General features: G+C 53.9%; 29 protein-coding genes, 1 riboswitch and 1 other annotated feature. Of the genes, 4 read left to right on the forward strand and 25 right to left on the reverse strand.

What is annotated here, in order from left to right; translation table 11 throughout:
* Positions 1 to 3: 3 nt before the first annotated feature.
* From OCV69_RS03950 to OCV69_RS03965, 4 genes are all read right to left on the reverse strand, one after another.
* The gene (locus OCV69_RS03950) at positions 4 to 576 is read right to left on the reverse strand and encodes a biotin transporter BioY (RefSeq protein ID WP_158357794.1); all 573 of its coding nucleotides are present in this window, start codon (positions 574 to 576) and stop codon (positions 4 to 6) included.
* A gap of 3 nt (positions 577 to 579) precedes the next feature.
* Complete coding sequence (gene proS, locus OCV69_RS03955) at positions 580 to 2,013, reverse strand: proline--tRNA ligase (RefSeq protein ID WP_022273540.1); 1,434 nt, start codon at positions 2,011 to 2,013, stop codon at positions 580 to 582.
* Positions 2,014 to 2,101: 88 nt separating this feature from the next.
* Positions 2,102 to 2,352, reverse strand: a binding site (T-box leader).
* A 100-nt stretch (positions 2,353 to 2,452) separates the two neighbouring features.
* The gene (gene spoIIID, locus OCV69_RS03960; protein WP_158357796.1) at positions 2,453 to 2,728 is read right to left on the reverse strand and encodes a sporulation transcriptional regulator SpoIIID; all 276 of its coding nucleotides are present in this window, start codon (positions 2,726 to 2,728) and stop codon (positions 2,453 to 2,455) included.
* 75 nt (positions 2,729 to 2,803) lie between these two features.
* A complete protein-coding gene (locus OCV69_RS03965; protein ID WP_158357798.1) occupies positions 2,804 to 3,352 on the reverse strand; it encodes a GNAT family N-acetyltransferase in 549 nt (182 codons plus the stop codon).
* 83 nt (positions 3,353 to 3,435) lie between these two features.
* Here OCV69_RS03965 and OCV69_RS03970 point away from each other — a divergent pair, with 83 nt between their 5' ends.
* The gene (locus OCV69_RS03970; RefSeq protein ID WP_158357800.1) at positions 3,436 to 4,269 is read left to right on the forward strand and encodes a MerR family transcriptional regulator; all 834 of its coding nucleotides are present in this window, start codon (positions 3,436 to 3,438) and stop codon (positions 4,267 to 4,269) included.
* Positions 4,270 to 4,476: 207 nt separating this feature from the next.
* On the opposite strand, the gene pflB is transcribed toward OCV69_RS03970, so the two are convergent.
* From pflB to OCV69_RS04045, 15 genes are all read right to left on the reverse strand, one after another.
* Entirely contained in the window at positions 4,477 to 6,720 is a 2,244-nt protein-coding gene (pflB, locus tag OCV69_RS03975) for a formate C-acetyltransferase (protein WP_158357802.1), read from the reverse strand.
* Between the two features lie 81 nt (positions 6,721 to 6,801).
* Positions 6,802 to 7,524 carry a pyruvate formate-lyase-activating protein gene (gene pflA, locus OCV69_RS03980; RefSeq protein WP_158357803.1) on the reverse strand — a complete coding sequence of 241 codons (723 nt, stop codon included), beginning with the start codon at positions 7,522 to 7,524 and terminating at the stop codon, positions 6,802 to 6,804.
* Positions 7,525 to 7,633: 109 nt separating this feature from the next.
* Positions 7,634 to 7,712, reverse strand: a riboswitch (ZMP/ZTP riboswitch).
* A gap of 48 nt (positions 7,713 to 7,760) precedes the next feature.
* Positions 7,761 to 8,597: a carbon-nitrogen hydrolase family protein gene (locus OCV69_RS03985; RefSeq protein WP_158357805.1), complete on the reverse strand. Its 837-nt coding sequence runs from the start codon at positions 8,595 to 8,597 to the stop codon at positions 7,761 to 7,763.
* Between the two features lie 47 nt (positions 8,598 to 8,644).
* Entirely contained in the window at positions 8,645 to 10,372 is a 1,728-nt protein-coding gene (locus tag OCV69_RS03990; RefSeq protein ID WP_158357807.1) for a [FeFe] hydrogenase, group A, read from the reverse strand.
* Positions 10,366 to 12,198 carry an NAD(P)-binding protein gene (locus tag OCV69_RS03995; protein WP_158357809.1) on the reverse strand — a complete coding sequence of 611 codons (1,833 nt, stop codon included), beginning with the start codon at positions 12,196 to 12,198 and terminating at the stop codon, positions 10,366 to 10,368. The genes OCV69_RS03990 and OCV69_RS03995 overlap by 7 nt, the downstream gene beginning before the upstream one ends.
* Before the next feature lie 171 nt (positions 12,199 to 12,369).
* Positions 12,370 to 13,140 (reverse strand): amino acid ABC transporter ATP-binding protein, encoded by a 771-nt coding sequence (locus OCV69_RS04000; protein ID WP_158357811.1) that lies wholly within the window; start codon positions 13,138 to 13,140, stop codon positions 12,370 to 12,372.
* A 3-nt stretch (positions 13,141 to 13,143) separates the two neighbouring features.
* Complete coding sequence (locus tag OCV69_RS04005) at positions 13,144 to 13,851, reverse strand: amino acid ABC transporter permease (protein ID WP_158357813.1); 708 nt, start codon at positions 13,849 to 13,851, stop codon at positions 13,144 to 13,146.
* Between the two features lie 191 nt (positions 13,852 to 14,042).
* On the reverse strand, positions 14,043 to 14,897 hold the full coding sequence (locus OCV69_RS04010; protein WP_158357856.1) for a basic amino acid ABC transporter substrate-binding protein: 855 nt from the start codon (positions 14,895 to 14,897) through the stop codon (positions 14,043 to 14,045).
* Between the two features lie 138 nt (positions 14,898 to 15,035).
* The gene (locus OCV69_RS04015) at positions 15,036 to 15,755 is read right to left on the reverse strand and encodes an AAA family ATPase (RefSeq protein WP_158357815.1); all 720 of its coding nucleotides are present in this window, start codon (positions 15,753 to 15,755) and stop codon (positions 15,036 to 15,038) included.
* Positions 15,752 to 16,138, reverse strand: coding sequence for a hypothetical protein (locus OCV69_RS04020; protein WP_158357817.1), 387 nt, complete (start codon positions 16,136 to 16,138; stop codon positions 15,752 to 15,754). The genes OCV69_RS04015 and OCV69_RS04020 overlap by 4 nt, the downstream gene beginning before the upstream one ends.
* Complete coding sequence (locus OCV69_RS04025) at positions 16,139 to 17,074, reverse strand: hypothetical protein (protein ID WP_158357819.1); 936 nt, start codon at positions 17,072 to 17,074, stop codon at positions 16,139 to 16,141.
* A gap of 123 nt (positions 17,075 to 17,197) precedes the next feature.
* Complete coding sequence (locus tag OCV69_RS04030) at positions 17,198 to 17,503, reverse strand: hypothetical protein (RefSeq protein ID WP_158357821.1); 306 nt, start codon at positions 17,501 to 17,503, stop codon at positions 17,198 to 17,200.
* A 4-nt stretch (positions 17,504 to 17,507) separates the two neighbouring features.
* Positions 17,508 to 17,969, reverse strand: coding sequence for a GNAT family N-acetyltransferase (locus OCV69_RS04035; RefSeq protein ID WP_158357823.1), 462 nt, complete (start codon positions 17,967 to 17,969; stop codon positions 17,508 to 17,510).
* Positions 17,970 to 17,996: 27 nt separating this feature from the next.
* Positions 17,997 to 18,359 carry a VOC family protein gene (locus tag OCV69_RS04040; protein WP_158357825.1) on the reverse strand — a complete coding sequence of 121 codons (363 nt, stop codon included), beginning with the start codon at positions 18,357 to 18,359 and terminating at the stop codon, positions 17,997 to 17,999.
* Between the two features lie 16 nt (positions 18,360 to 18,375).
* Positions 18,376 to 18,747 (reverse strand): DUF2500 domain-containing protein, encoded by a 372-nt coding sequence (locus tag OCV69_RS04045; RefSeq protein ID WP_158357827.1) that lies wholly within the window; start codon positions 18,745 to 18,747, stop codon positions 18,376 to 18,378.
* Positions 18,748 to 18,916: 169 nt separating this feature from the next.
* Here OCV69_RS04045 and OCV69_RS04050 point away from each other — a divergent pair, with 169 nt between their 5' ends.
* Positions 18,917 to 19,618 carry a hypothetical protein gene (locus OCV69_RS04050; RefSeq protein ID WP_158357829.1) on the forward strand — a complete coding sequence of 234 codons (702 nt, stop codon included), beginning with the start codon at positions 18,917 to 18,919 and terminating at the stop codon, positions 19,616 to 19,618.
* On the forward strand, positions 19,599 to 20,543 hold the full coding sequence (locus OCV69_RS04055) for a nucleotidyl transferase AbiEii/AbiGii toxin family protein (protein ID WP_262562985.1): 945 nt from the start codon (positions 19,599 to 19,601) through the stop codon (positions 20,541 to 20,543). The genes OCV69_RS04050 and OCV69_RS04055 overlap by 20 nt, the downstream gene beginning before the upstream one ends.
* A 5-nt stretch (positions 20,544 to 20,548) precedes the next feature.
* On the opposite strand, the gene OCV69_RS04060 is transcribed toward OCV69_RS04055, so the two are convergent.
* From OCV69_RS04060 to OCV69_RS04080, 5 genes are all read right to left on the reverse strand, one after another.
* Positions 20,549 to 21,112, reverse strand: coding sequence for a hypothetical protein (locus OCV69_RS04060; protein WP_158357832.1), 564 nt, complete (start codon positions 21,110 to 21,112; stop codon positions 20,549 to 20,551).
* A complete protein-coding gene (locus OCV69_RS04065; protein WP_158357834.1) occupies positions 21,105 to 21,644 on the reverse strand; it encodes a hypothetical protein in 540 nt (179 codons plus the stop codon). The genes OCV69_RS04060 and OCV69_RS04065 overlap by 8 nt, the downstream gene beginning before the upstream one ends.
* Before the next feature lie 148 nt (positions 21,645 to 21,792).
* Positions 21,793 to 23,199 (reverse strand): MFS transporter, encoded by a 1,407-nt coding sequence (locus OCV69_RS04070; RefSeq protein ID WP_158357836.1) that lies wholly within the window; start codon positions 23,197 to 23,199, stop codon positions 21,793 to 21,795.
* 21 nt (positions 23,200 to 23,220) lie between these two features.
* Positions 23,221 to 23,652 carry a zinc-binding metallopeptidase family protein gene (locus OCV69_RS04075; RefSeq protein WP_262562986.1) on the reverse strand — a complete coding sequence of 144 codons (432 nt, stop codon included), beginning with the start codon at positions 23,650 to 23,652 and terminating at the stop codon, positions 23,221 to 23,223.
* Positions 23,653 to 23,658: 6 nt separating this feature from the next.
* Positions 23,659 to 24,654 carry an amidohydrolase gene (locus OCV69_RS04080; protein WP_262562987.1) on the reverse strand — a complete coding sequence of 332 codons (996 nt, stop codon included), beginning with the start codon at positions 24,652 to 24,654 and terminating at the stop codon, positions 23,659 to 23,661.
* Positions 24,655 to 24,792: 138 nt separating this feature from the next.
* Here OCV69_RS04080 and OCV69_RS04085 point away from each other — a divergent pair, with 138 nt between their 5' ends.
* Positions 24,793 to 25,707: a LysR family transcriptional regulator gene (locus tag OCV69_RS04085; protein ID WP_158357838.1), complete on the forward strand. Its 915-nt coding sequence runs from the start codon at positions 24,793 to 24,795 to the stop codon at positions 25,705 to 25,707.
* 63 nt (positions 25,708 to 25,770) lie between these two features.
* Here the strand turns inward: OCV69_RS04085 and OCV69_RS04090 are convergent.
* Positions 25,771 to 26,369: AIM24 family protein (locus tag OCV69_RS04090; protein WP_158357840.1), on the reverse strand; the 599-nt coding region annotated here is incomplete at its 5' end.

Genomic DNA, 26,369 nt, shown 5'->3' on the forward strand with positions numbered 1-26,369 from the left:
CTGTCAGCCCCGCATATCCGAAAACACCGGCATCAGCCTTTTTGCCAGCGCAGCCGCCAGCACACAGAGCACAAAGTCCTCGCCCACAGTCAGCAGGAAGCAGTTGATGAACACCAGCTTCCAGCTGACAGCCGCCTGGAGCACATAATTGCTGCATACATAAAACCAGACCATGCCGCAGGCATAATCCGCAATCAGCCCCCAGACCGCCGAAAACAGAAGCCAGCCAAAAGAGTTCTGGCGGTGCAGCTCATGGATCCGCCCTGTCAGATATCCAGCGGCAGCAAATCCCATCAGAAACCCAAAGGTGGGCTTCAGCAGATAGGAAAGGCCGCCGCCGGAAGCAAACACCGGAATACCCAGGAGTCCCACCGCCAGATATGTGCATACGCTGAACAGCGCGCCCTTTGAGCCAAGGAGAAGCCCCGCCAGCAGCACGAAAAAGAACTGAAGGGTAAAGTGCATGGGCACCGGCTGGACCGGGATCGTGATCTTAAGAAACGCCCCGGCCGCGATCAGCGCCGTAAACAGCCCTCCATAGGCCAGGTCCTTTACGGACTGTCTGTTTTCTTTCATATATTAGTATGCCTTGCCCCAGTACACCATCTTTGTGGCCGGCTTTCCACAGTATACACAGGTATCAGCCAGCTTTTCCTGCTTAAATGGCATGCAGCGGGAAGTCACGCCCACTTCTTCCTTTAATTTATCCTCGCATTCCTGGCAGCCGCACCACATAGCCCGGATAAAGCCCGGCTTGTTGTCGGCAATGTCCTTCATCTCCTCCAGGCTGTGGGCGTCGTAAGTGTGGGCGTCCCTGTGGGCCTTTGCCCGCTCAAACATATCGTGCTGGATGGTCTCTAAAAGCTCGCCCACCTTTGCGGGGATCTCGTCGATGGCCACTGTGATCTTCTCATGGGTATCACGGCGCACCAGAACGGCCTGGCCAGCCTCAATGTCCTTGGGTCCTAACTCCACACGCACCGGGATCCCGCGCATTTCGGACTCGGAGAACTTCCAGCCCGGGCTCTTGTCAGAATCATCCACCTTCACGCGGAAATTGGAGAGCATGTCCTTCACTTCCAGCGTTTTTTCCATTACGCCCTCCAGATTCTGGCGGATCGGAACGATCACCACCTGGGTGGGAGCCACCTTCGGCGGAAGCACAAGTCCCTCGTTGTCGCCGTGTACCATGATGATGGCGCCGATCATACGGGTGGTCATGCCCCAGGAAGTCTGGTGCACATATTTTAACTGATTGTCCTTATCAGAATACTGGATGCCGAAGGCCTTGGCAAAGCCGTCGCCAAAGTTATGGCTGGTACCAGACTGGAGCGCCTTTCCGTCATGCATCAGCGCCTCGATGGTATAAGTGGCCTCTGCACCGGCAAATTTCTCCTTATCCGTCTTCTGGCCGCGGACCACCGGGATCGCCAGGAAGTCCTCGCAGAAATCTGCATATAAATTTAACATCTGGATGGTGCGCTCTTCCGCTTCCTCGGCTGTGGCGTGGGCAGTGTGGCCCTCCTGCCATAAGAACTCTCTGGAGCGGAGGAAGGGTCTTGTGGTCTTCTCCCATCTCACAACGGAGCACCACTGGTTGTATACCTTGGGAAGATCCCGGTAGGAGTGGATATCCCCTGCATAAAAATCGCAGAATAAAGTTTCAGATGTGGGTCTTACACAGAGACGCTCCTGTAAAGGCTCCAGGCCGCCGTGGGTCACCCAGGCAACCTCCGGTGCAAAGCCCTCCACATGATCCTTTTCCTTCTGAAGCAGGCTCTCCGGAATAAATAAGGGCATATATACATTCTTTACGCCGGTCTCCTTAAATCTCTTATCCAGCTCATTCTGGATATTTTCCCACAGGGCGTAGCCGTCGGGCTTAATGACCATGCAGCCCTTTACGCTGGCATAATCGCACAGCTCCGCCTTTTTTACCACATCCGTATACCACTGGGCGAAATCCTCTTCCATGGAAGTGATCGCTTCCACCATCTTCTTTTCCTTTGCCATGATGATCCTCCTTTATATTCTGTGCTGTCCGGGCGGCCGTCGGTTCCCATAAAGCGGGCCGGCTAAAACAAAAAAGCTGCCAGCCCCATAAAGGGACCGACAGCCGGCGTTACCACCCAATTTAGTTCCCGGACCTGCCGGAAACTCTCTCTTTTTCCGCTAACGCCGGAAATACGTTATGCTTCACAGGAACGGGGACATCCGCTTACTCCTCCGTCCGGTTTCCTGCCCGCATAAAGCTCCGGGACCGGTTTCAACGACGCGTACATAAAGGCTCCCACCGCCGCCTTCTCTCTGGGATGCCGCATTCCGTTTACTTTTTCCCTTCACTGCTTTTTCATATAGGTCTTATGTCCACTGATTTTAAAGGATTTTCAGTGGTTTGTCAAGTACCTGGATGGCCTGCCGGAGACAGCTTTTTCCGTTCCCGCCATCCGGGTCATCTGTTTTCCCGGCTGCAGGCCTGCAGCCGGTGCTCATATTTCTCCTTGGTGGCCAGTCCGCCGCGGATGTGGCGCTCCGCCTTGTTGATGTCCAGCACCACCCGGGCCTGGGCCGCCAGGGCGGGATTGATGTGGGTGAGGCGGTCGGTGACGTCTTTATGTACTGTACTCTTCGATATCCCAAACTTTTTCGCCGTCTGGCGCACCGTAGCATTCTCGTCTATGATGTAATTGGCGATCTGGACCGCCCGTTCTTCGATATATTCCTTCATGGGTCTTCCCCTGGGAACGTTTTGTACATCATATGAAACCCATGGAGCTGTTATGACCGCGGACCGGCGGCTTTCTTACGCCCTTGCCGGTTCCACGATCCGCATTCCCGACAGACTGAACAAAAATCTTCCCAGGGCATACTTCTGAAGGCGCATATAATCCTCCGGAGATACCTTCCCTCCAAAATTCAGGATCTCCATATCCCCTCCGGCTCCCTCCACAAAAATATCCGCAGAGGTGAATCCGTTTTTCAGATAGAACCGTCTTCTGGCGATCCTCTGCTCCTGGTTCTCCGCTCCCTCGTCCAGCCGCTCGATCAGGAGGACCACCTTCTTATCTGAAAAATATTGGCATATCTCCTGCATGATGAAGCTTCCGGTCCCTTTGCTCCGGATCTTTCCGGATACGGCCAGATAATCCACCATGACCATATTCTGATACGGGATGGCAACAGCAAAGCCCAGCAGTCTATTTTCATCGGATGCCGTAAAGACCCTGGCCTTTCTCCGCTTCACCGAATGCTTCAGGACAAAAAACGGCTTTCTCTCTCTTTTGGGGAAGGCTTCCATGTAAATACTTTTTATTTCCTTCCACTGACTGGCTTCTATTTCTGCAAATCTCATTTTTTCCTCCAGAATCTTGCATATTTTTCTTACGTAGTGTATCATAATATATACAGTAACTGTACAGTCAAGGGGAGATTCGTATGAAAAATAAGAAATATTTTCTTACCTCCGGGGAATTTGCAAAAATGAACGGGATCAACAAAAGGACTCTGCATTATTACAATGATATCGGCCTGTTCCGCCCGGAAATGATCGATGAAAACGGATATCACTATTACAGCCGCTTCCAGGCGGTGCAGCTGGAAATGATCCTGATCTTCCGGCGCCTGGGACTCTCCATCGAAGAGATCCGGACTTACACAGACCACCCGTCTGACGCTTCCTTTACCCAGATCATCAAGGAAAAGCTGGAGCTCATTGACCGGTCCATCTGCCAGCTCCTGGAGGTAAAGGCCTTTTTACAGCAGAAGCAGGAAAAGCTGGCGCTGGGGCTTTCGGCCAGCCATGGAAAGATCGAGCGGATCCATCTGCCTAAACGGCACATTCTGCTCTCTGCGCCCATCACCGGGGCTTACGATGAGCATGATTTTTCCGTAGCCGCCGATTTTTCTCTCCGTCTGAAAACCATCTTCGGTCTGTACGACAACTTCGGCAGCCGGATCTCCATCCAGAATATTTCTTCCGGAAATTTCAATGATTATGACTGCTTCTTTTCTTATGGCAGAAATGAGGCCGGACAGTATGATGCAGTGCTGCCTGCGGGAGAATATCTGCGGGCGTTCAGCGTAGGAAGCTGGGACCGTCTGAAGGACGTTTATGACCGTCTCCTGTCCTTTGCCCAGGAACATAAGCTCACACTGACCGGCTTCGCCTATGAGGAAGGGCTCAACGAAATGGCTCTGCGGGAGCTTGACGATTATATCACGATGATCACGGTCGCTTATACGGCGCAGCCGGCCTCCACGATCTCTTAAAACATCCCGGCAGCCGAGAACCAGAGAAAGAAGAAGGATCGGAGACAGGGGGCCTGTAAAAAAAACGCACGCCCCATAAGGACATCTGCCGGGGCTGTATCTTACCAGCGCCCCGGCACTCTCCTCCATCCGGCAGGAAACGCCCTGGTCCGTCCCGTAAAAAAACCCTGCCTCCCGGGATTCCCAGGAAACAGGGGCTTTCTGTTTTTACATACTCTCGTGGAACGTCCGCTTGATGACCTCCAGCTGCTGCTCTCTGCTGAGACGGCTGAAGTTCACGGCGTAGCCGGAAACACGGATGGTCAGGGTCGGATATTTTTCCGGATGCTCCATGGCGTCGATGAGGAGCTCCCGGTTCATGACGTTGACGTTTAAGTGATGGGCTCCCTGGATAAAGTATCCGTTTAAGATCATCACCAGGTTCTTCATCCGCTCCTCCTCCGATTTTCCAAGCGCCGTGGGCGTAATGGAGAAGGTGTTGGAAACTCCGTCCTGGCATACGGCCCGGTAGGGGATCTTAGCCACAGAGTTTAAGGACGCCAGCGCGCCGTGGCTGTCCCTTCCGTGCATGGGATTGGCCCCCGGGGCGAAGGGCTCTCCGGCCTTTCTTCCGTCTGGCGTCGTTCCCGTTTTCTTACCGTACATCACGTTGCTGGTGATGGTGAGAGCTGACAGCGTATGGATCGCATCCCGGTACAGGGCGTGCTTTTTAAGCTCTGCGGAGAAGAAGGACACCAGCTCCACGGCGATGTCGTCCACCCGGTCGTCATCGTTTCCGTATTTGGGGAACTCTCCCTCCACCTTAAAGTCCACGGCCACTCCGTTCTCATCCCTTACGGGCATCACCTTTGCGAATTTAATGGCCGATAAAGAGTCCACAGCCACGGAAAGGCCGGAAACGCCGAAAGCTGCCAGGCGCTCCACCCATGTATCGTGAAGGGCCATCTGGCTGGCCTCATAGGCATATTTATCATGCATGAAGTGGATGATGTTGATGGTGTCCACATAAAGCTCCGCCACATAGGCCAGGGTCTTCTTATAGTCCGCCAGCACATGGGAGTAGTCCAGGACCTCTTCTGTATTCTTTTCCAGTCCGGGGATCACCTGGAGTCCCTTTAACTCGTCCACGCCGCCGTTTATGGCGTAAAGCAGGCTCTTGGCCAGGTTGGCCCTGGCGCCGAAGAACTGCATCTGCTTTCCAACAGCCATGGCCGATACGCAGCAGGCGATGCAGTAATCGTCGCCGTACATGGGCCGCATCAGATCATCGTTCTCGTACTGGATGGAGTCTGTATCAATGCTCATCCTCGCGCAGTAATCCTTAAAGGCCTCCGGCAGGTTCTGGCTCCAGAGCACGGTCAGGTTGGGCTCCGGGGCGGTTCCCAGGTTGGTCAGTGTATGGAGATAGCGGAAGGTGTTCTTCGTCACCAGCGTCCGGCCGTCCACGCCCATTCCTCCAAGGCTTTCGGTCACCCAGGTGGGATCTCCGCCGAACAGCTCGTTGTACTCCGGCGTCCTCAGATGGCGCACCAGACGGAGCTTGATGATAAACTGGTCGATGAGCTCCTGGGCTCCAGCCTCTGTAAGGATCCCCGCCTCCATGTCTCTCTGGATATAAATATCCAGGAAGGTGGCGGTCCGTCCCAGGCTGGTGGCTGCCCCATTGTTTTCCTTGATCCCGGCAAGATAGGCCATATACAGGTTCTGGACGGCTTCATGGGCATTTTCCGCAGGCTTTGTGATATCGCAGCCGTACTTCGCAGCCATGTCCGCCATCTTCTTTAAGGCGCGGATCTGCTCGCTCACATCCTCTCTGAGACGGATCCTCTCGTCGGTCATGGGCCCGTCTAAAAGCTTCAGGTCTGCCTTTTTGGACTCAATGAGGAAATCTGTGCCGTAAAGGGGGACACGGCGGTAGTCGCCAACGATCCGGCCGCGGCCATAGGCGTCGGGAAGTCCTGTCAGAAGTCCTGCGCTCCGGGCCACACGGATCCGCTCCGGGTATGCGTCGAATACACCGTCGTTATGGGTCTTTCTGTATAGATTAAAGTGCTTTTCCACGTCCGGATCCAGCTGGTAGCCGTACTGCTCCAGGGCGCTCTTGGCCATCCGCATGCCGCCGAAGGGATTGACGATGCGCTTTAATGGCGCGTCGGTCTGGAGCCCGACGATCACTTCATTGTCTTTATCAATATAGCCGGGAGCAAAGTTGTCGATGCCGGACACCACTGTGGTATCCACGTCCACAATGCCCTTTTTTACCTCCTCCAGGATCAGGCCGTGAGCCTTTTCCCATACTTTTTTCGTCTTTTCCGTGGTCCCCTCCAGAAATCCATCTCCGCCTGCATAGGGCGTATAGTTTTTCTGGATAAAGTTCCTTACGTTGACCACATGGCGCCACTCGCCGGTCTTAAAGCCTCTCCATGCTGTACAGTTTACATCGATACTCATATTGATCTCCTTTCACCCTGTCACAGACCACGTTTTGTGATCCCAGTCTCTTCCATCTGATCTCCAATGCTCCTCAGACCCTCAGCCGTTTTTCAGCCCGCAGTTCATACGCTCCTGCCATTGGACAAGAGCTCCGCTCTCCATGGGCGGCACGCCCTCCAGAGGATATGGGATTCCCATGGCGCGGTATTTGGGCACCCCCAGAACATGATATGGAAGCAGCTCCACCCGCTTCACATTCCGTATTCCCTTTACATACTCTGCCAGACCCGCCAGATGGTCCTCTCCGTCCGTAAGGCCGGGAACCACCACATGGCGGAGCCACAAGGGAACCTCCATGGACTGGACCGCGTCCAAAAATTCCTCATAGGCATCCATGGACCGGCTGGTGACAGCCTGATACCCTTCTGGCGTATAATGCTTCACATCCAGAAGCACCAGATCCGTATTTTTGAGGATCTCCCCATAACCGCCGCAGCCCACTCCCGCCGTATCCAGGCAGGTATGGATCCCACGGCTTTTACACAGGGCAAGGACCTCTGTCAGAAATTCCTTCTGTAACAGCGGCTCCCCTCCGGAAAACGTAACGCCTCCGTCGGCCCCGTAATAGGGTTTAAACCGCATCAGCCGGTTTACAGTCTCCTCCGGAGATTCCAGGGTCCCCCCTCCGCAGAGCTCCCACGTATCCGGATTATGGCAATACCGGCACCGCAGGCGGCAGCCCTGTAAAAAAATCACCGTGCGGATCCCGGGTCCGTCCACAAGCCCCATGGATTCCCAGGAATGGATCCGTCCCATGGCCATACGATCTCCTCCTTCTCAGCAAAACCAGATGAAACTCCTCTCAGTTCCAGATCTGCCCTGGGGCCCCGTTCACGCCTTCCTGCAAAGCAAAAAAGAGCCGTCCATCCGGGCAGATTGCCCAGACGGTCGGCTCAGCAAGATCATACTTCATGTGGTTTCTTCCACTTCCGTCAGTCATATGATGGTTCCACTATACAAAAGATTCCTGGAACTGTCAAGATGGAACTGCAAATTTTTTACTTTCTTTTTTCCTCCACCTGGTACACGTCCGTCCTCCGGCTTTCCAGGGACGGCATCCGGCGGCGGATCGCATCGACATGATCCAGATCGAGCTCTCCATAAAAGACCCCTGTTTCCCGTCCGGCCCGTACCAGGACCTTTCCCCAGGGATCGATGAGCATACTGTTCCCATAAGCCGTATAGGCCGGCTTCACCCCGGTCTGGGCTGCCGCGATCACATAGCAGCCGTTTTCCACGGCCCTGGCCCTGAGGAGAAGCTCCAGATGCTCCTCCCCGGTCTCCTTTGTGAAGCTCACCGGAACAAAAAACACTTTAGCTCCTTTTATGGCCAGCAGACGGTACAGCTCCGGAAACCGCACATCGTAGCAGATGGACATTCCGAAGCACCCCAGCTCTGTTTCCGCCGTCACCACTGTGTCTCCAGGGCGGATCCGGTCCGATTCCCGGAACGGCCGGCCGTCGGCCAGGGTGATGTCAAAGGTATGGAGCTTCCTGTATCTGGCCAGGATCCCGCCGTCGGGTCCTATGAGCACGCTGGTGTTGCAGGCCCGTTTTTCTCCCGGGATCTCCTCCGTAATGCTGCCGCCATGGATATAGATTCCATGCTCCGCCGCCTTTTCCATGAGCCGCCCGGTGGAATATCCAGGGATCGGCTCCCTTCCTCCGCCGGGACCTGTGTTTTTCCCGATCAGGTTCATGACCTCGGGAAAGCACACCAGCTCCGCCCCCGAAGCCGCCGCCTCATCGATCCAGGCACAGGCGTCCTCAAGATTCTTTTCCTTATTGTTCTGGGTGTCCATCTGGACCATTGCGATCTTATATTTCCGTTTCATGGACTCCTTTCCCGGACCATTCATGTCCGCCAGAAAACTCCCCCGCCCTATTTCCTGTGCTCCGTATGCAGCAGCAGATGGGCTTTATGGGAATTGGGCTTTTCAAAAAATTCCTCGTACATAGCCTTCACGTCCGGATTTTCATGGGAATACCGGAGTCTGGCGCCGGCGTCCAGATAATAAAGCTGCCTTCCCCGTTCAAAGGCCAGCTCCTTCCCATCGTGGATGGGCTGTCCGCCTCCGCCCACACAGCCTCCGGGGCAGGCCATGACCTCCACGAAGTCGTAATGGACCTCTCCCCGGTCGATCCGCTCCAGAAGAGCCCTGGTGTTTCCCAGGCCGCTGACTGCTGCCGTCCGGAGCACCAAATCGTCGATCTTGAATTCTGCCTCCTGGACGCCGTTGTTGGCGTTGAAGCCCAGGCTGCGCACTGCCCGGAAGGCGTCTGCCGGAGCATTTTTCCCTTTCAGGGCAAAGTAGGCCGTCCTCAAAGCCGCCTCCATGACGCCGCCGGTGGCCCCGAAGATGACTCCGGCTCCGGTCCCCTCCCGCATGGGGCTGTCGCTTTCAATATCGTTTAAGCCCTCCGGCCTTATGTGGGCGGACCGGATCATCCGTACCAGCTCTCTTGTGGTCAGGACTGCGTCCACATCGTGGCCTGCGTATTCCTCATAAAACAGCTCCATCTCCCGCTCCGCCTTCTTGGCCACGCAGGGCATGATGGAAACTGTGAAGATCCGCTCCGGGTCCACTCCCAGCTTCTGGGCATAATACGTCTTCATCACCGCTCCGAACATCTGCTGGGGCGATTTGGCCGTGGACAGATATTTCACCATATGGGGGAACTGGGTCTTTACGAACCGGATCCAGCCGGGGCAGCAGGAGGTGAACATGGGTCTGTCCCTGAATTCGCCTTTTGTAAACCGCTCCAGGAACTCACTGGCCTCCTCCATAATGGTCAGATCCGCCGAAAAAACCGTATCAAAGGCGTAGTCCACGCCCATGCGCTTTAAAGCGTCCATGATCCGGCCGATGGTGGCCTCCTCCGGGGAAAGCCCCAGCTCCTCGCCCCAGGCAGTCCGCACCGCCGGAGCCACCTGGGCCACTACGATCTTATCCGGATCCTCGATGGCCTCCCAGACCTTTTCCGTATCGTCCCTGGCAGTCAGTGCCCCCACCGGGCAGTGGGTGATGCACTGGCCGCAGAGCGAGCAGTCCGCCTCCTCGATGGTCTTTCTGCCGGAAACATTGATGGTCACCCGGGAACCGGTCCCCTCCACGGTCCAGATCCCCAGTCCCTGGACCTTTTCACAGATCTGGACACAGCGCATACATTTGATGCATTTTTCAGATTTTCGCAATAATGGAAAATTTTTATTCCACGGCTGGTGTTCCAACGTATGGTGGAAGGGAATTTCCAAAATATTCAGATCATTGGCGATCTTCTGAAGGCTGCAGTTCCCGCTCCTCTGGCAGGTGGCGCAAAGGCAGTCGTGCTGGGACAGGAGAAGCTCCACGATCTTTCTCCTGTGGCGGCGGACCTTGGGACTGTTGGTATAAAGCACCATGCCCTCGGCCACCACGTTGTTGCAGGAGGTGATCAGCCGATCCTTTCCCTCCAGCTCCACCACACAGACGCGGCAGGCGGCGATCTCGTTGATATCCTTTAAATAGCACAGACTGGGGATCGGAATCCCGCATCTGGCTGCGGCGTCCATGATCGTCGTTCCTTCTCTTACCTGGATCTTCTTTCCGTCGATCGTCACATTTACCATATCGTATCCCTGCCTCCCTTAAAGATTCCATAGCCAAAGTGGTCGCAGCGCAGGCACCGGTCGGCCTCCTGTCTGGCCTCCTTTTCTGTCATGCAGTTCTCTACGCCTTCAAAGTCATGGACCCGCTGGCAGGCCTTCCGCTCCGTCAGGTTGACCCGTCCGCAGGGCGTCCGGTCCTCCAGATTGGCGTCCGGGATCTCTACATCACAGGAGATCTCGTGGCGGAAGCCCAGATATTCGTCGATGTTGGCCGCCACCACCTTGGCTGCCGCAATGGCCTTGATGACCGAGGCCGGTCCGCTGGCACAGTCGCCGCCGGCAAAGACGCCCGGCATGTTTTCAAAGTCTCCTGTGCTCCTGGTGATGATCTTTCCTCTCTGGACCGGGACCCCTGCCTCTTCAAAATGGCTGGTTTCGATATCCTGGCCGATGGCCCGGATCAGCACATCGCAGGGGATATACACGTCCGGCTCTCCTGTGGGCTGGATCCCGGCGCGGCCGTCCTTTATGGCGCTGACCATCTGGGGCGTGGCCCAGATCCCCCGGACCCGTCCGTTCTCATCCACATCGATGGAGGACGGTGCCTTTAAGGTCAAAAGCTCGATCCCTTCGGCCACGGCTCCCTCGATCTCCTCCGGCAGGGCCGTCATATCGTGACGCCGTCTGCGGTACAGGATGCTGACCTTCTCCGCGCCCATGCGCTTTGCCGTCCGCACCGCATCCATGGACACGTTGCCGCCCCCGACCACCACCACCTGCTTTCCTGTGAGGTCCGGCAGCTCCCCAAGGCCTGCGCTCCGTAAAAATTCCACCGCCGACAGCACGCCGTCTGCGTCCTCATGGTCCAGGCGCAGCTTCTTATCAGCGCTGGCTCCGATGGCGATGAGGATAGCGTCATATTCCTTCTGGAGCTCCTGGATGGTGATGTCCTTTCCGATCTTTAATCCATGCTTCACCTGAACGCCTGTTTTTAAAATACTGCGGATATCGTCCTCCAGCCGCTCCTTGGGAAAACGGTAATTGGGGATCCCGTACCGGAGCATGCCGCCCAGCTCCGGAAGCATCTCATAAACCGTGGTCTGATGGCCCATGAGCTGTAAGTAATAGGCCGCGCTCAGGCCTCCGGGGCCTCCGCCGATGACGGCGATCTTTTTTCCCGTGGACGGAGCCGGAGCCGGGGGATCCACCTCTCCCGCAAAATCCGCTGCCACCCGCTTCAGCCCGCGGATGTTAATGGCGTCGTCCACCATGTTCCTGCGGCACATGGACTCGCAGGGGTGTTCGCATATGAAGGCGCAGGAGGTGGGGAAGGGATTGTCCTTCCGGATCAGGCGGATGGCGTCCGCATACCTGCCCTCCCGGACCAGGGCGATATATCCCGGGATATCCACATGGGCCGGGCACAGGGTCACGCAGGGCACCGGCTGGGAGGCCACACAGGTACAGCGGCCGTGCTTCACATGCTCGATATACTCGTCCCGGTAGCCGGTCAGCCCCTTATAGACCATATTGGCCGCCTCATATCCAATGGCGCAGTCGGCGGCTTCCATGACCGCCAGAGCCGTCTCCTCCATCAGCTTTAACGTGTCCATGGTAGCCTTTCCGTCCAGTACGTCCTGGATCAGAAACATCAGCTGCTTTAAGCCGATCCGGCAGGGCACGCATTTCCCGCACGTCTGGGCGTAGCACAGCTCCAGAAACGCCCGGGCCAGGTCCACGGGACAGAGTCCCGGCTGGCTCGCCTCGATCCTTCGTTCCAGGTCCTTATAAAGCCCCTCCATGACGATCTTTGCTCTCGTCGGAGAGACCATTTCCAGTCTGCTCATGAGCATCGCTCCTTCCTGCGGCATTCGCCGCTGTCCTTCTAAGAATCAAACATTCGGTCTTTCGTCTTTCATAAGTTTGATTTTACACATATTTTCTGTAAAATGCAAGAAAATTCCAAAAAAGCGCCAGACCGGATCTCTGTGTATCCAGTCTGGCGCTTTCTCTGTTTTTTATAATACCTTGCTTAAGAAGGAGCGCAGACGCTCTGATTTGGGATTTGTAAAAAATTCCTCCGGCGGGGCCTCCTCCACAAAATCGCCGCCGTCCAGGAACATGACACGGTCGGCCACCTCTCTGGCAAAGCCCATCTCGTGGGTCACCACCAGCATGGTCATATGCTCCTTTGCCAGCTCTCTCATTACGTTTAATACCTCGCCCACCATTTCCGGGTCCAGGGCCGAGGTGGGTTCGTCAAACAGCATCACATCCGGCTTCATCATCAGCGCCCGGACAATGGCGATCCTCTGCTTCTGGCCGCCGGAAAGCTGTCCCGGATAAGCGTCCTTTTTGTCTAAAAGTCCCACGCGGGCCAGGAGCTTTTCGGCTTCCTTTACGGCATCCTCCTCCTTCACTCCCAGAAGCTTCACGGGAGCGATGGTCATGTTTTTCATGATGCTCATATGGGGGAACAGGTTGAACTGCTGGAACACCATCCCCATCTTCCGTCTCAGCAGATTGATATCCGTATTTTTATCGGTGATATCCGTTCCCTCAAAAAAGATATGGCCGCCGGTGGGCTCCTCCAGCAGGTTCATGCACCGGAGGAACGTGGATTTTCCGGAGCCGGACGGCCCCACCACAAATACGACCTCTCCCTTTTTAATGGTGGTGGTAATGTTCTTCAGCACGTCCACCCCGTCAAAGGATTTACATAATTCCTTTACCTGGATCAGCGGCTCACCTGCGCCGATCTCCCGGTTCTTTGTCTGATTTTCCGCCATGACTTACCTCTTTTCATTCTTTCTGAGCCTGGTTTCCAGTTTTCCCACCATATAGGTCAAAAAGGTCACGATCATCCAGTAGATTAATGCCACCGTAAAAAGCGGGAGCACCACGTTATAGGTACGGCTCCGGATGATATCCGCTCCCCTTGTCAGATCCTGGAGGGCAATGAAGCCGGATACGGAGGTCTCCTTTAAAAGGGCGATGAACTCGTTGCAGAGGGCCGGCAGGACATTTTTAAAGGCCTGGGGCAGGATAATATACCAGATGGTCTGGGCGTAATTGAAGCCCAGGCTTCTTCCCGCCTCGAACTGTCCATTGTCGATGGACATGATGCCGGACCGGAATATCTCCGCCACATAGGCTCCGGAGTTGATTCCAAAGGCCAGGATCGCGCAGAGCAGCTTGGAGGAGTCCGGAGACGAAAAAATAAAGTAATATGTGATCATCAGCTGGACTGTCACCGGCGTTCCGCGGATCACAGAAAGATAGGCGCGGCAGAACACGTTTAAGACCCCAAGCTTCCCTGTCCTTTCATAGGTGGAGCGCACGGTCCCCACCAGGAACCCAAGAAAAATGCCAAGGAGCACGGCAAATAAAGTAACGAGGAGGGTCGTTTTCAGACCTCCCAGAATGTACTTTACGAACCGGTCGTCGGCGACAAAGTTGTTGTAAAATTGTTCCGCTGTAAGCTGCTCTTCTAAGTTCACGTTTTCATTCCTTTCTCTGTTTTTCCAGCCGTTTCCTCCGGTCTGGAATTATTTTTATGACACGACAATGGGGCTGCCGCAGAAGAAATTCAGATCTCCTCCCCTGCGACAGCTCCATTATTTTCCAGTTACATGTTCATTTTACACTATATAGGCCAGATTAAAAAGCCCTTTCCATAATTTTCCATTCCTTATTCTGCCGGGATATATTTGTTCACGATCTCGTCGATGGTCCCGTCTTCCTTAAGCTCGGCGATGGCTGCATTTAACTTCTCAAGGAGCTCTGTATTGCCCTTTTTCACTGCAATGGCATACTCTTCTTTTCCAAGCTCCTCACCGGCCTGCTTTAAGTCATCGTTCTGGGAAAGGAATACGTTGGCCGGAGCCTTGTCTAAAAGGACCGCGTCGATCTTGCCCTGCTTTAAGGACTGGACTGCCTCAAAGAAGGTATTATAACGCTCCACCTTATCGTCGCCGCAGATGTCAGAGGCTGTGGTATCGCCGGTGGTTCCAAGCTGGGCTCCCACAACGTGGCCAGCCAGGGTATCTTCTCCTGTGATCTCTGTATTGTCAGCCTTTACCAGGATCACCAAAGAGGAGGAGGCGTAGGTATCTGTAAAGTCCACGGAAGCCGCACGCTCCGGATTTACGGTCATGCCGGCCATGGCAAAGTCACACTTTCCAGAGGCCACAGACGGGATAATGGCATCGAAGGCCATATCCTCCACCTTCAGCTCCATACCTAACTTCTCAGCAATGGCTCCTGCGATCTCCGGGTCGATGCCCACGATGGCGTCGCCGTCATGGAACTCCCAGGGCTCGAACTCTGCGTTGGTAGCCATAAGGATGGTGCCGCCAGCGGCTGCCTCTTCTCCGGCCTTTGTCTCCTCAGCGGAGCTCTCTGCTCCCTTGGCGTCTTCCTTTGCCGCCGTTGTCTCAGTCTTTGTATCTGCCGCTGTCGTCTCAGCCTTTTCTCCGCCGCCGCATGCAGTCAGAGCCGCTGCCATGGCTGCTGCCAGGATCACTGCTGTTGCTTTCTTCATCATCTTCATCATTTTTCCTTCCCTTTCTGCTTCTTCATTCTGTCTGAAATCTCATTTTGAATATTTATTCATTTTTTTGTATTGGCTATGGGTATTATACCTCTTTTAAAAGAAAAAGCAAGGGATATTTTATAAATTTTTTTATAAATCTTTCAAAAGCTTTTTTAAGAGCAGCTCCCGGCTGTTGATGAACATTTCCATCACCTGATAGCTTTCCGTTTCCTCATAGGCACAGGGATGGACCTCCCCGTCATCGAAGGAAAGGATCCTGGCCCCCGGAAGGCCCAGAAGGATCGGAGAGTGGGATACCATAAAAAACTGCGCCCCCTGTCTGGCGCACTGGAAGATCTCCATTAAAAGCGTAAGCTGTCTCTGGGGGGAGAGGGCCGCTTCCGGCTCGTCTAAAAAATACAGGCCTCCAGGCGTCAGATACTTCTGGGCCACAGCCAGAAAGCTCTCTCCATGGGATTTTTCATGATATTTCTCTGAAGGATGCAGAAAATCCGCATATTCCTCTTCTCTGGTGGCTACATTGTAAAAGCTCTCAGCCCGCAGAAAATATCCCCAGGACGGTTTTTTATATCCCCGCACCAGCCGGAGGGCCCTCCACAGTTCTGAATGAGAGTCATAGGTGGAGAAATGGTAGTTTCTGGACCCTCCCTCGGGATTAAACCCGGCCGCAATGGCCATGGCCTCCAGGAGCGTGGATTTCCCGCTGCCATTCTCCCCGACAAAGCATGTGACCGGAGCGTCAAATTCCAGCGCCTCCAGGCCCTCCAGCGCCGGGATCCGCCTTAAATAGCTGTCCTGGCCGATCTTCTCCCACTCAATAACTGCCCTTTTTATAAACGGCTGGTTCATGCATCCATCCTTTCTGCGATCTTCCGGCTTTCCTTTGCGATCACCTGGAGGATCCCCTTAAGCTCCCTGGAGGCGGCCTTTTCGCCTCCCAGCTGGGCGTATAGGTGTACGTTGGCCGCCGCCCCGCAGATCTCCCTCCGTTCCCTTCTCTGGTCCTCCAGGCTTTTTTCCAGCTCTGAGACCTGTTTGGAAAGCCGGGATTCTGCCTCTTTTATCCGCTCTGCCTCATTTTCTGCCTTCCTCAGCTCCTCCTCCAGCTCCTTCTTCCGCTCCACGAGCCGTTTTCCTTTCAGCCTTTCCCTGTAAAGCAGAAGACCCAGGATCAGGGTCCCGGAAAATCCTGCCGCTGCTGCCATCATCCACATCCGTTCCTCTTCCTCCATTTAAGCGTCCTGTTTCCGTTCTGTTCCCTCCTGGCCGGACCGGATGGTCCTCCGCATTTCCTTCAGGTCCATGAACTTATCCAGATACGGATACCCTTCCAGACCTGCCTCTCTGCTGCCTGGCTCCTTTAAGATAAAAACTGCCGGCCCCTTACCGTCTCCGTCCTCATGATCCACATATTTTAAGAATTCCCGGTCCAGGATCCACACATCGGGCTTTTCCTTTTTCAGCTTCTTCCGGACCTCCTCCCAGGAAACTCCCGAAACTGCCAGCCGGTAATACTGCCCCAGGGCCGCCTTAAGCCCGCTTCCGTAGATCCGGTCCCCTGTGACGATGCCCAGCACCTTCCGGGCCGAAAACGCCTCCTCCTTCCACCTGGTGAAATCAATGACCGGCGTATTATAAAGGGCAAAATCCATGTTCTCCCTGTTTTCCTCATAAAAGCTCCGGGCCGCCAGACAGATTCTGCGGCACAGCTCCTCAATATCCAGGCGGATATCGGATCCGTCCTCCGTATCCAGGTTACAGATGCTGCTGCCGCAGTTGAGCCCCAGGTGGAACCGTACCTCCGTGTCGGGTGTATCGTTGTCGAAGCCCTTGTTCTGGTGCAGGTACTCGCATCTCAGCTGCCACAGCCGCTCCCCGCAGATATACGGCGCTTCGTCAGCCGGGTCCTTTTTTAGGAACGGGGTCCCGTATGTATCCACCCACTGGGAATACTGCCGCCCGGTATCCCGGCTGGGCTCCCCGGATCTGTCCCGCAGGATCCTCCCGTCCCGGCCTCGCTTTACCAGCTCCGGAAACGCGATCCCGCCGCAGATATCCGGCAGCGTCACCGCCAGCGCCAGGGCCGACTGAAACCGCCCGTCCTCGATATTTTCCTCGATCTCCCGGATCCTGTCTAAAAATGTAAAGCTCACATCGCTGCGATCCATGGCGCACTCCTTCCTTTGTCCTCCGCTCTGCGGCCCGCCGCTCCGGGGCTGCTCTTTCTGTCCCGGGATCCGGCCCTGCTTCCTGTCCTCCAGAGGTCACAGGCCAGGGCCGCTCCCTGTCCTCTACCCCAGGACCGCCCGGACCATATCCAGCACAAGGATCACGACCACTATGGTCCACACCCGGATCCTTGCCTTTTCCCCGAGAGTGGTATTGACCACGGCGATCCCCGCCATGGTTGCGGCAAGGCCTGCCAGCCCCGGATAATGGGTCCCTGTCGTCCCCTGGGACCAGACCGGAAGCCCCAGGGCAGAGAAGATCCTGTCTCCGGGACAGACGCCCGCCGGGCCTCGGCTGGCTCCAAAAAGGAATCCTCCCACAATAAGCAGGATCCCCAGTATCCGCCTGATCCACATCCTTTTTTCCACAGGATCATTCCTCCCCTCTGTGGATATACATTCTTATCTTTTCCGCTTCCCCTTCTCCCTGTACCATACAGAGATATTCCCAGCCGTACCGTTCATAAAAAGAAGTATGATCGGTGATCAGATACAGAGGATCGATCCCCTTTTCCTTCATGTCCGCGCACACGTACCGCAGCAGCGAGCCGGCAACGCCCCGGCCCCGCCAATCCTCCTCTGTGTATACAGCACACACATTGGGAGCCAGATCCTTCCGGTCATGAAAATCATTCTCGATCACTCCCATGCCGCCGATGATCCGCTCCCCGTCCAGCGCCATATACCACTGGGGAACCGGGCCCTTCTCCTCCAGGCACTCCTCCATGCTCTCCATATACGCCTCCAGTGGGATCCTCCATTTTTCATGGAACCACCGGGCCGCCTGTTCCTTAAGTTCCGGCCGGTCTGTGAGCCGCACGATCTTATAGTCCATTTTTCTTCCTCCTTCTTTCCTCCAGCATCATACCGGCGTTCCCACCTCGATCAGATTCCCGTCTGGATCATAGAACCGGACCACTCTCTGGCCCCAGCTATGGGTCATGGGCCGGTTCACATACTGTACCTCCGGATACAGGCGCTCCAGCTTTTCCACAAAGCAGTCAAACTCCCGCTCCTCGAAATACAGCTCACAGGAATTGTTCTCCGGGATCACCTCCCGCCCCAGGAACTTTTTCCACAGCTTCTCATCCTGGAGCACCAGGCCCTCCGTCAGGATCACGTTTCCATCCTGATCCACCACCGTGTCCAGGCCGAACAGGTCATGGTAAAACTTTATTGACCGCTCCATGTCCTTCACAACGATCAGTACATTCCTTAATCTCATCCTTTAATCTCCATTCTCAATCTCTCTCAAAGCCCAGATACCTGGTTCCCTGGAAAGAAAGCCGTCCTGTGTCTCCATCAGCTAACATCCCGTATTCCGGCCCGGAAACGGAAAGCTCCATCCGGTCTCCGCTTTCCACCTGGAAGGTGACAAAATACTTCGTGGAGGATGTGTCCGTAAAGCCGTGGGCCCCCGAAACGTCTCCCGCATTGGCATGGCGGTGATGGGTCACATGTATGCGCTTGGCTGTGACCGCTGCCTCCACCGTCAGCCGCGGCGAGTGGTTATTCTTATTCCAGGTGCTGAGCCCCTTTGCTATGGTCATGATGAATGTCCCCAGGACCATGAAAAAAACGATTGGAAATAATATGCCGAACAGGTCAAACATCCCGGATCCCTCCTTCTGCAACAGATTCTTTTCTGATTACAGGCTACCACATTTTTATTTTCTGCACAAGATTTTCCAGAAAACTTTCCCTGGAACATGTGTCAAGGAAAAATAAATTTTACTTGACATTTTATATGTCTGAAATATAATGATGTTAGGGAGGTGGCGTATGAACAGCTATGCAGAATACATCAAGACAGTGATCGGGCAGGAGCCTGAAAATAAGCTTCTGGAAGCAAGCGTTTTATATCAAAGATCATTCGGCACTATTCCTGAGATGACCTACTATAAAACACTGGAAAGAATGAGCAGGCAAGGCTCCCTTGTACATCTTGCCAAAGGCTTATATTACAGACCAAAGAAATCACGATTTGGAGCAATTCCGATCAGCGAAAAAGAAATTGTCGGTCACTATACGAGTGATGGGAAAGGCATTGTAATTGGTTACAGACTTTACAATCAGAAAGAACTGACAACACAGATCAGTAAACGGGTTGAGATCCTTTCTTCTGCCATTTCAGAGCAAAAGAAAAATATCAATAACGTTTGCGTGACATACAGTGGGGTTGCTTTGACGCAGGATACGATCCCGGTAATTGAAACACTGGAGATTCTTCAGAACTATAAGTCCATTGAAGATATCAGTAAATCCGCACTGGCTGCATATATGAGAGAATTCGCACTTGGATACTCTGATACTGCCGCAGTATTTGTCCTTAAAAATCGGAAGTATAAGAAATCAACCATTGCATTTCTGGAGAGATTTCTGAATTACTTTGGTGTTGAAAACACCTTATGCCAGTTCTTATCAGCACTCTCATCATATGCGATTCCGGAAATGGAGGAATTCTATGAACCTGCACAAGCATAGAGAAGAATTTGAAGAACTGATCGCTATCTCAGCAGATTATATTGGAGTCCCTGCCGATGCAGTCCGCAGGGATTACTATATTGTTCAAATGATGCAAAATCTTCAAAACAGCGAATACGCCGAAGCCTGTGTGTTTAAGGGAGGGACCTCTCTCAGTAAATGTTACCCAGGGTCTATCAATCGTTTTTCTGAGGATATTGATCTGACCTTCATACCTGTAGAGGATATGAATAATAAAAAATACAGCAGGGCCTTAAAAAGGATTGAGAATACGATCTCAGCTGGTTTTCTGATGGAGAAAATAGAGGCTGAGCGTAATGACCGGAACAAAAGCGCATATGTCTGGCCTGAAAATGAAAGCCGGGAAACCTGTCGCATAAAGCTGGAGATTGGCTCCAGTGTCAGACCGGACCCTTTTTCAAAGAGAAGTATGAAAACCTATATTCAGGAATACCTTGACGCAAAAGGCATGCATAATGTTGTGGAAGAATTCGATCTGCAGGAAGTCAATGTGAATACACTTGATATCACACGAACCTTCCTGGATAAGGTGATGTCTGTTAAGAGACATGCAATCTGCGGAACGCTTCCAGGAAAGGTGCGTCACATATACGATGTTACAGTCCTTCTGGATCGCAGTGACATCCAAAAATTCCTAAAGGATACGGAACATCTGAAGCAGCTTTTAAGCCTTACAAAAGAAACCGACAGCTTCTATCTTCAGAAACGTAATATTTCTGAAGAATATGATCCGATGAGGGCATATGCCTTTGAAAACTGGAAACAGTATTTCAACGATGAAATTCGTAGCCGATACGAAACACTTCATGAGGATCTGCTCTATACATCGGATCGCCAGAGCTTTAAAAAAGCAATTCAGGCATTTGAATTTATCAGTCAGCTGTTTGCTTCAATCGGTGAATAAACAATTTAATCCCCAAGGATCTCCCGGCTCACGATCCCGGCCTGGTCTCCCACATATGTCTGGGCCAGCTCGTACAGCAGAACGTGATCGTCCGGCGGCATCTTGCAGAACCATTCCCAAAGGAACTCCCCCTCCGGCGTATAACAGGAAACTACCATCAGCGGCTCCTCACGGTATTGGAAGTACAGAGCCGTCTGCTCTGAAAAATAGTAAAATCCGATCCGGTAACACTGCTCTCTCCCTTCCAGCAGGATCACAGGGCTATGATGATCCGTACTTCCTTCGCCGTTCCTGCTGTCCAGCGCTGTCAGCGGACGGAACCGCTTTAACCCCATACAGTAGCCTGTTGCCTTATTAAAAACGTCGTCCTCTTCGACCGTCCAGACGTCGGTTTCTGCCTTGCAGGTCACATTGTGGAAGTACAGTGTATGATCCCGCTCCAGCTCTCCCCGGGAAAATACCCTGTCCCTTCTGCCGTATCTGCCGCCTGCTGCCAGGATCCCTCCCATCATTACGGCTCCTGCCAGGAAAAAGAGCAGATGGTTCCAGTTTTTTCTTCTCTCATTCAATTTTTCTCACCAGCTCCCCTTCCTCATAGCCATAGACCAGGTCATACAGCTTCGCATAATCGTCCGGCGGCAGCGTGCAGTAGCCTCCCCAGATCTCTTTACCATCCGGCCCGCTTCTGGAAGCGATTACGACCGGGTTCTCCCTGTGCGCGGAATCATAGGAAAGCTGGCCTTCCGGATCAAAAAAGCTGATCTGGATCCTGTATTCCTCTCCGCACAGGAATACTGCCGTCCTAGGTTCATCCATGACGCATCCCAGTATCATCTCTGTCACTGCAATATACCGGAATTTTTTTAGGCTTTTGCAGAGAGAGATCACTTCTTCGCACACCTCTTCCTCATTAACCCTTCGCGCGCTGAACGTTCTGGGACATGTATGATTTTCAATATAAAGAGCGCTTCCAGCCAGCTCCCCGGCGGAAAACAGCCTGGAATCATCCCGGCTGGCCAGGAAAACGCAGAACAGCAGAAGCACCGCCACCATTCCGGCCGCCAGGGAAATAAAATGACCTGTTTTATTACGTTTCATCATATGGCAATTTTACTATTTCCCAGTCAGAATGTCCATCTGTTTTAAGCGAAGGAAACCATATCTGCCTATTCTGAGTATGTGGAAAGCCGCAGGCAGACGGCCCGCGGCTTCTCAAAGGAGTATGTATGACAATATAGAGAAACTGGCATTAGGAATTTTTCTTCGCCGCCTCCCGGCGCTGCTTAAGCTCCGCGCGCATGGTCTTTGCGAAGGCTGGCGTAATGGGATAAAGCTTCACCAGGATCACCGTAACGATCATTAACACAATGGGATAGGCGATCTTTAAGTTCACGATCATGTCGATGACCTCCTGGGAGGTCTCTGAGGCACTGTACCCCACAGACGCCAGGGCAACGCCCACGATCATGGTGGAAAAGCTGGAGCAGAATTTCTTCATAAAGGTGATCGTGGCGTTGATGAACCCGGCCTGGGCCGTTCCAAACTTCCACTCTGTATAGTCTGTGCAGTCGGGGATCATAGCCAGCACCGCCACATTCGCGAATACAAAGCCAAGGCTTCCCACAAATCCCATGCCAATGACCTCAAAATCTGTGGCAAATTCCCGGCGCACCAGGAGCCAGATGGACTGGATCAGGATCACAAACATACCGATGAACACAGTTTTGATCTTGCCAAATTTTCTCAGCATGGCAGGCATCATGGGGATGACCACCAGGCTGATCCCCAGGGATACCAGAGAGAATACGGCTTTTAAGCCCATGTTCTCCACCACGCACCGGAGATAATATAAGGAAAGTGCAGAACTCATGGTATTCACAAGGGTAACGGCTCCCAGCAGCAGGGCTGCGCAGATCACGGCCCGGTTATGGATCACCAGTCCGATCTGGCTCTTAAAATGGATCTTTTCCGGAGTGGGAAGGGAATTATAGTAATCCACCCGCTTGGCTCCGTTGGCCGCACAGAGGCCGGTGATGATCATGGTGACACAAACGATCCCCACGCTGATGAGCCATCCAGTTCTGGGATCGGCCGATTTCTGTACAATGGGAATGGTGATCACGCCCACAACGGCTCCGGCAATGAAGCCGCCGTACTGACGGCAGGTGAGCATCAGATTCCGTTCCTGTGGATCCCGGGTCATGGCACTGTTCAATGCCTGCCACGGAACCGTAAACTGGGTATAGAAAACCGAATACAGGAGCAGCGCCACAATATAATAGATCCACATTCCGGTCTCCGGAAGATCCGGGACAGTAAACAGCATGACCATAATCACAGCCCATAAAAGGATCCCCATGATCATATGGGGGCGGTACTTGCCCCACCGCTTTGTATTGGTACGGTCCGCGATGCCGCCGATGATGGGATCGTTGATGGCATCCCAGATGATCAGCAGCGTATTTAAGATACCTACGGCTCCCACATGGAGACCGGCCACATCGCTCATGAAGTTCATGGCATAGGCCGTTTTAAACTGGGAAGGCATGGTGCTGGCCACGCCGCCAAGGCCGTAGGAGACAAGCTCTCCCTTGGACATCTTCCGGTCCCGCTGGTCCTCCTGGACGTCAGCGGGTACGTTTTTCTTTTTTGACATATCCTGCGTCTCCCCTTCCTTTTATTTCTTCATCCAGGGCTTTGCATCCTTGGGAAGCAGCGGCTGATATCCGTCTGGTCCCGTTTTTCTCTTAAACTCTTCAGCTGCCTTTTTTACCAGCTCCGGATCGTCCAGCAGGTCGATGGCCGCCGCTGCCAGGACCTTTCCGGCGTACAGGAGTCCCTTATGGGCAATGGAGGATTTTCCCTGTGACACCATCTGCCAGGTGTGCTCCGGCGTGCCTCCCGCACAGGTGGCCGCAACGATCTGGGAGGTGGGGCATACCCAGCTCACGTCTCCCACGTCTGAAGAGCCGGACAAAGGTTTTTCAGAGGGGCGGTAGGGAAGGATAAAGCTGTAAATGCTCTTTTTATCGTACTGCTCGCCCAGAACCCGGCCCTTTTCTCCCATGATCCGCTCAAACCGGTCCGCCAGCTTCTGCCTGCCCGGCATGGTATCCTAGATGGCGCTGGCAAAGGCATACTCCTCCTCTGTGTATTCCGGCAGGCCCACGGCCTTCATGTTCTCATAGAGCACCTCCTCCAGAGTGTGGTTCACCAGGATATTGGAGCAGGCCTTTTCCAGCTGGATCTCCACCTCCACGCCGCACATCATAGCGGCTCCTCTGGCGATCTGGTTGACTCTTTCGTAGATCTCCCGAACCTGGTCATTCTTGGGCGCGCGGATCAGATAAACAGACTCCGCCTCCGCCTGGACCACGTTGGGGGCGTCTCCGCCTGTGTTGGTGATGGCATAATGGATCCTGGCCTCTGGGATGATGTGCTCTCTTAAGAACTGGACGCCCATGTTCATCAGCTCCAGGGCATCCAAGGCGCTGCGGCCCAGGTGGGGGCTGGTTCCCGCATGGGCGCTGACTCCCTTAAAGAAATAGTGGATTCTCACATTCGCAAGGGTGCTGAAGGCCCATACGCTGTTTAACTGGTTGGGATGCCAGGAAAGGGCGATGTCCACGCCTTTAAATACGCCGTCCCTGGCCATAAACGCCTTGGCGGAACCTCCTTCCTCGGCAGGGCAGCCGAAATAAATGATGGTTCCGGGCTTTTTTGATCCCTTCAGATACTCTTTCACAGCAATGGCCGCTGCCAGGCTTCCGGTCCCCAGCAGGTTATGGCCGCAGCCGTGTCCGTTTCCTCCCGGCTCCAGCGCCTCCTTCTCCGTAGCACACGCCTTCTGGCTCAATCCCGAAAGGGCATCAAACTCGCCCAGGATCCCGATCACCGGAGAGCCGCTGCCATAGGATCCGGAAAACGCTGTGGGGATCCCGGCCAGGCCAGAGGTCACCGTAAAGCCCTCTTTCTTCAAAGCGTCCATAAGGATCCCGGAAGAAACCGTTTCTGTATAATCTGTCTCTGGATTGTCCCAGATGGAGTCGCTGACGGAGAACAGGAAATCCTGCTTCTCGTCCAGCAAGTCTAAAGCTGTCTGTTTGTCCATGATAAAGCCTCCCTGCTTTCGTTCAGATTTCTTATCTGCCTCCATCATACCAGTGGTTGACAATTCCAGGTAGATATGAAATAATTACAGGGATGTATATTTTTTGTGCAAATCATTCAAAAAACCCAGGTGATACCGATGAAAATAGAGCAGATTCAATATGTCCTGGCTATTTATGAAACAGGCTCCATATCCAAGGCAGCGGAACGTTTCTATCTGTCCCGCCCCAATATCAGCAATGCCGTAAGGAATCTGGAAAATGAACTGGGCTTCGAGATCATGGAACGCGGGGCCAAAGGCGTGCGTTTCACGAAAGAGGGCCTTTTATTTGTCCAGAAGGCTGTCCGGATCCTGAAGGATGTGGACGAGATCCAGGAAATTGGAAACAGCCGGTCCAGGCTCCGGTTCGGGATCGTAAATCCCAACTGTCCCATGGTGGAGGAGGCCTTCATCCGGCTCTGCGGCCAGGTAGAGACTGCCAAAGAACTGAAAAATTACCAGGTTTCCCTGTACCGTGAGTACCAGTATGAGGGAATGCGGCTTCTGAATCAGAAAAAAGCCGACCTGGTCATCACCGTCAGCAACAATTTAAACGCCCCCTCCATGATCCGGGAAATGGAGGAGCGCGGCCTGGAATACAGAAAGCTCCTGGACGTTCCCTGCAACGTCAATCTTTCCAAAAACCACCCCCTGGCCCAGGATCCGGATTTTAAGCTGGAGAAGCTGAAGGATTATCCCTTTGTGGAGTATGCCATTGAAGGGGACCGGGGATCCCCCTATAACCGCATCTCCCAGGTAAGCTTCATCAATCTCTCAAAGCTGTTCCGGGTCAGCTCGGGCAATATGCGGACCCGGGTTATCGCTGCCACCAACGCTTACAGTGTGGGCATCGCCATGCCTCCATCCTGGGCAGAAGAATACGGCCTATGCTGTATCCCCATTCCTGGGTTTACCATGGAGTTCGGCTGCATCCGCCGGGCCGGGGAGCCAGTGTCGCCTCCGGAGCAGATGTTTATGGAGTTTTTAAAAAAAAGAGCTGGATTTTCTGGATAAGAAGGAATAACAGAAATGAAAAAACGGCGGGATCCACAGACTGAACCGGATCCCGCCTCTTTTTTAAATATTGGGCATATTGGCCGTTGGCATCATCAGGACCTTTCCTGTGCCGCGGTATACGTTCACCAGCCCCTCTCCAGAGGCCGCTGAGCCGATGAGGCTCTTTCCGGACCGCTCCACCGTAAAGTCCAGAGTGCTGCTCCAGGCGATCACAAAATTCCCATCCACCTTCAGAACGTCGTTCTCCAGGCGGATCTCAATTAACTCCTCTCTGGGACAGGAGGCCTCGATGCACGCCACGCCGTTTCCGTTGAGGCTTAAATTGAACAGCCCCTCTCCTCCGGCCACGGCAGAGGACAGGTTGGCCCGCATGACTGCTTTGTGCTTCAGGCTGGACTCACAGGCCAGGAAAAGGCCGTCGTCCAGGACCACAGAGCCGCCCCAGTCAGCCACATCCAGGAGGATCAGATGCCGGTAGGTGGGCTCCAGTACCAGGATCCCGTTTCCTGTATATTCCGGCTTGATGGTGGATTCTCCGCTGGCCTTTCCCCGTACAGCTTTTCCAAAGAAATCCCCCACGCCCTTAGGTCCGGCCTGACAGGGACAACTACAAATTTTAAGGATAGGCAGGTGTTGCATTGGCAGCACCTGCCTGTTCC

The organism is Alitiscatomonas aceti (assembly GCF_025567195.1).
In the GTDB taxonomy this organism is placed as follows: domain Bacteria; phylum Bacillota; class Clostridia; order Lachnospirales; family Lachnospiraceae; genus Alitiscatomonas; species Alitiscatomonas aceti.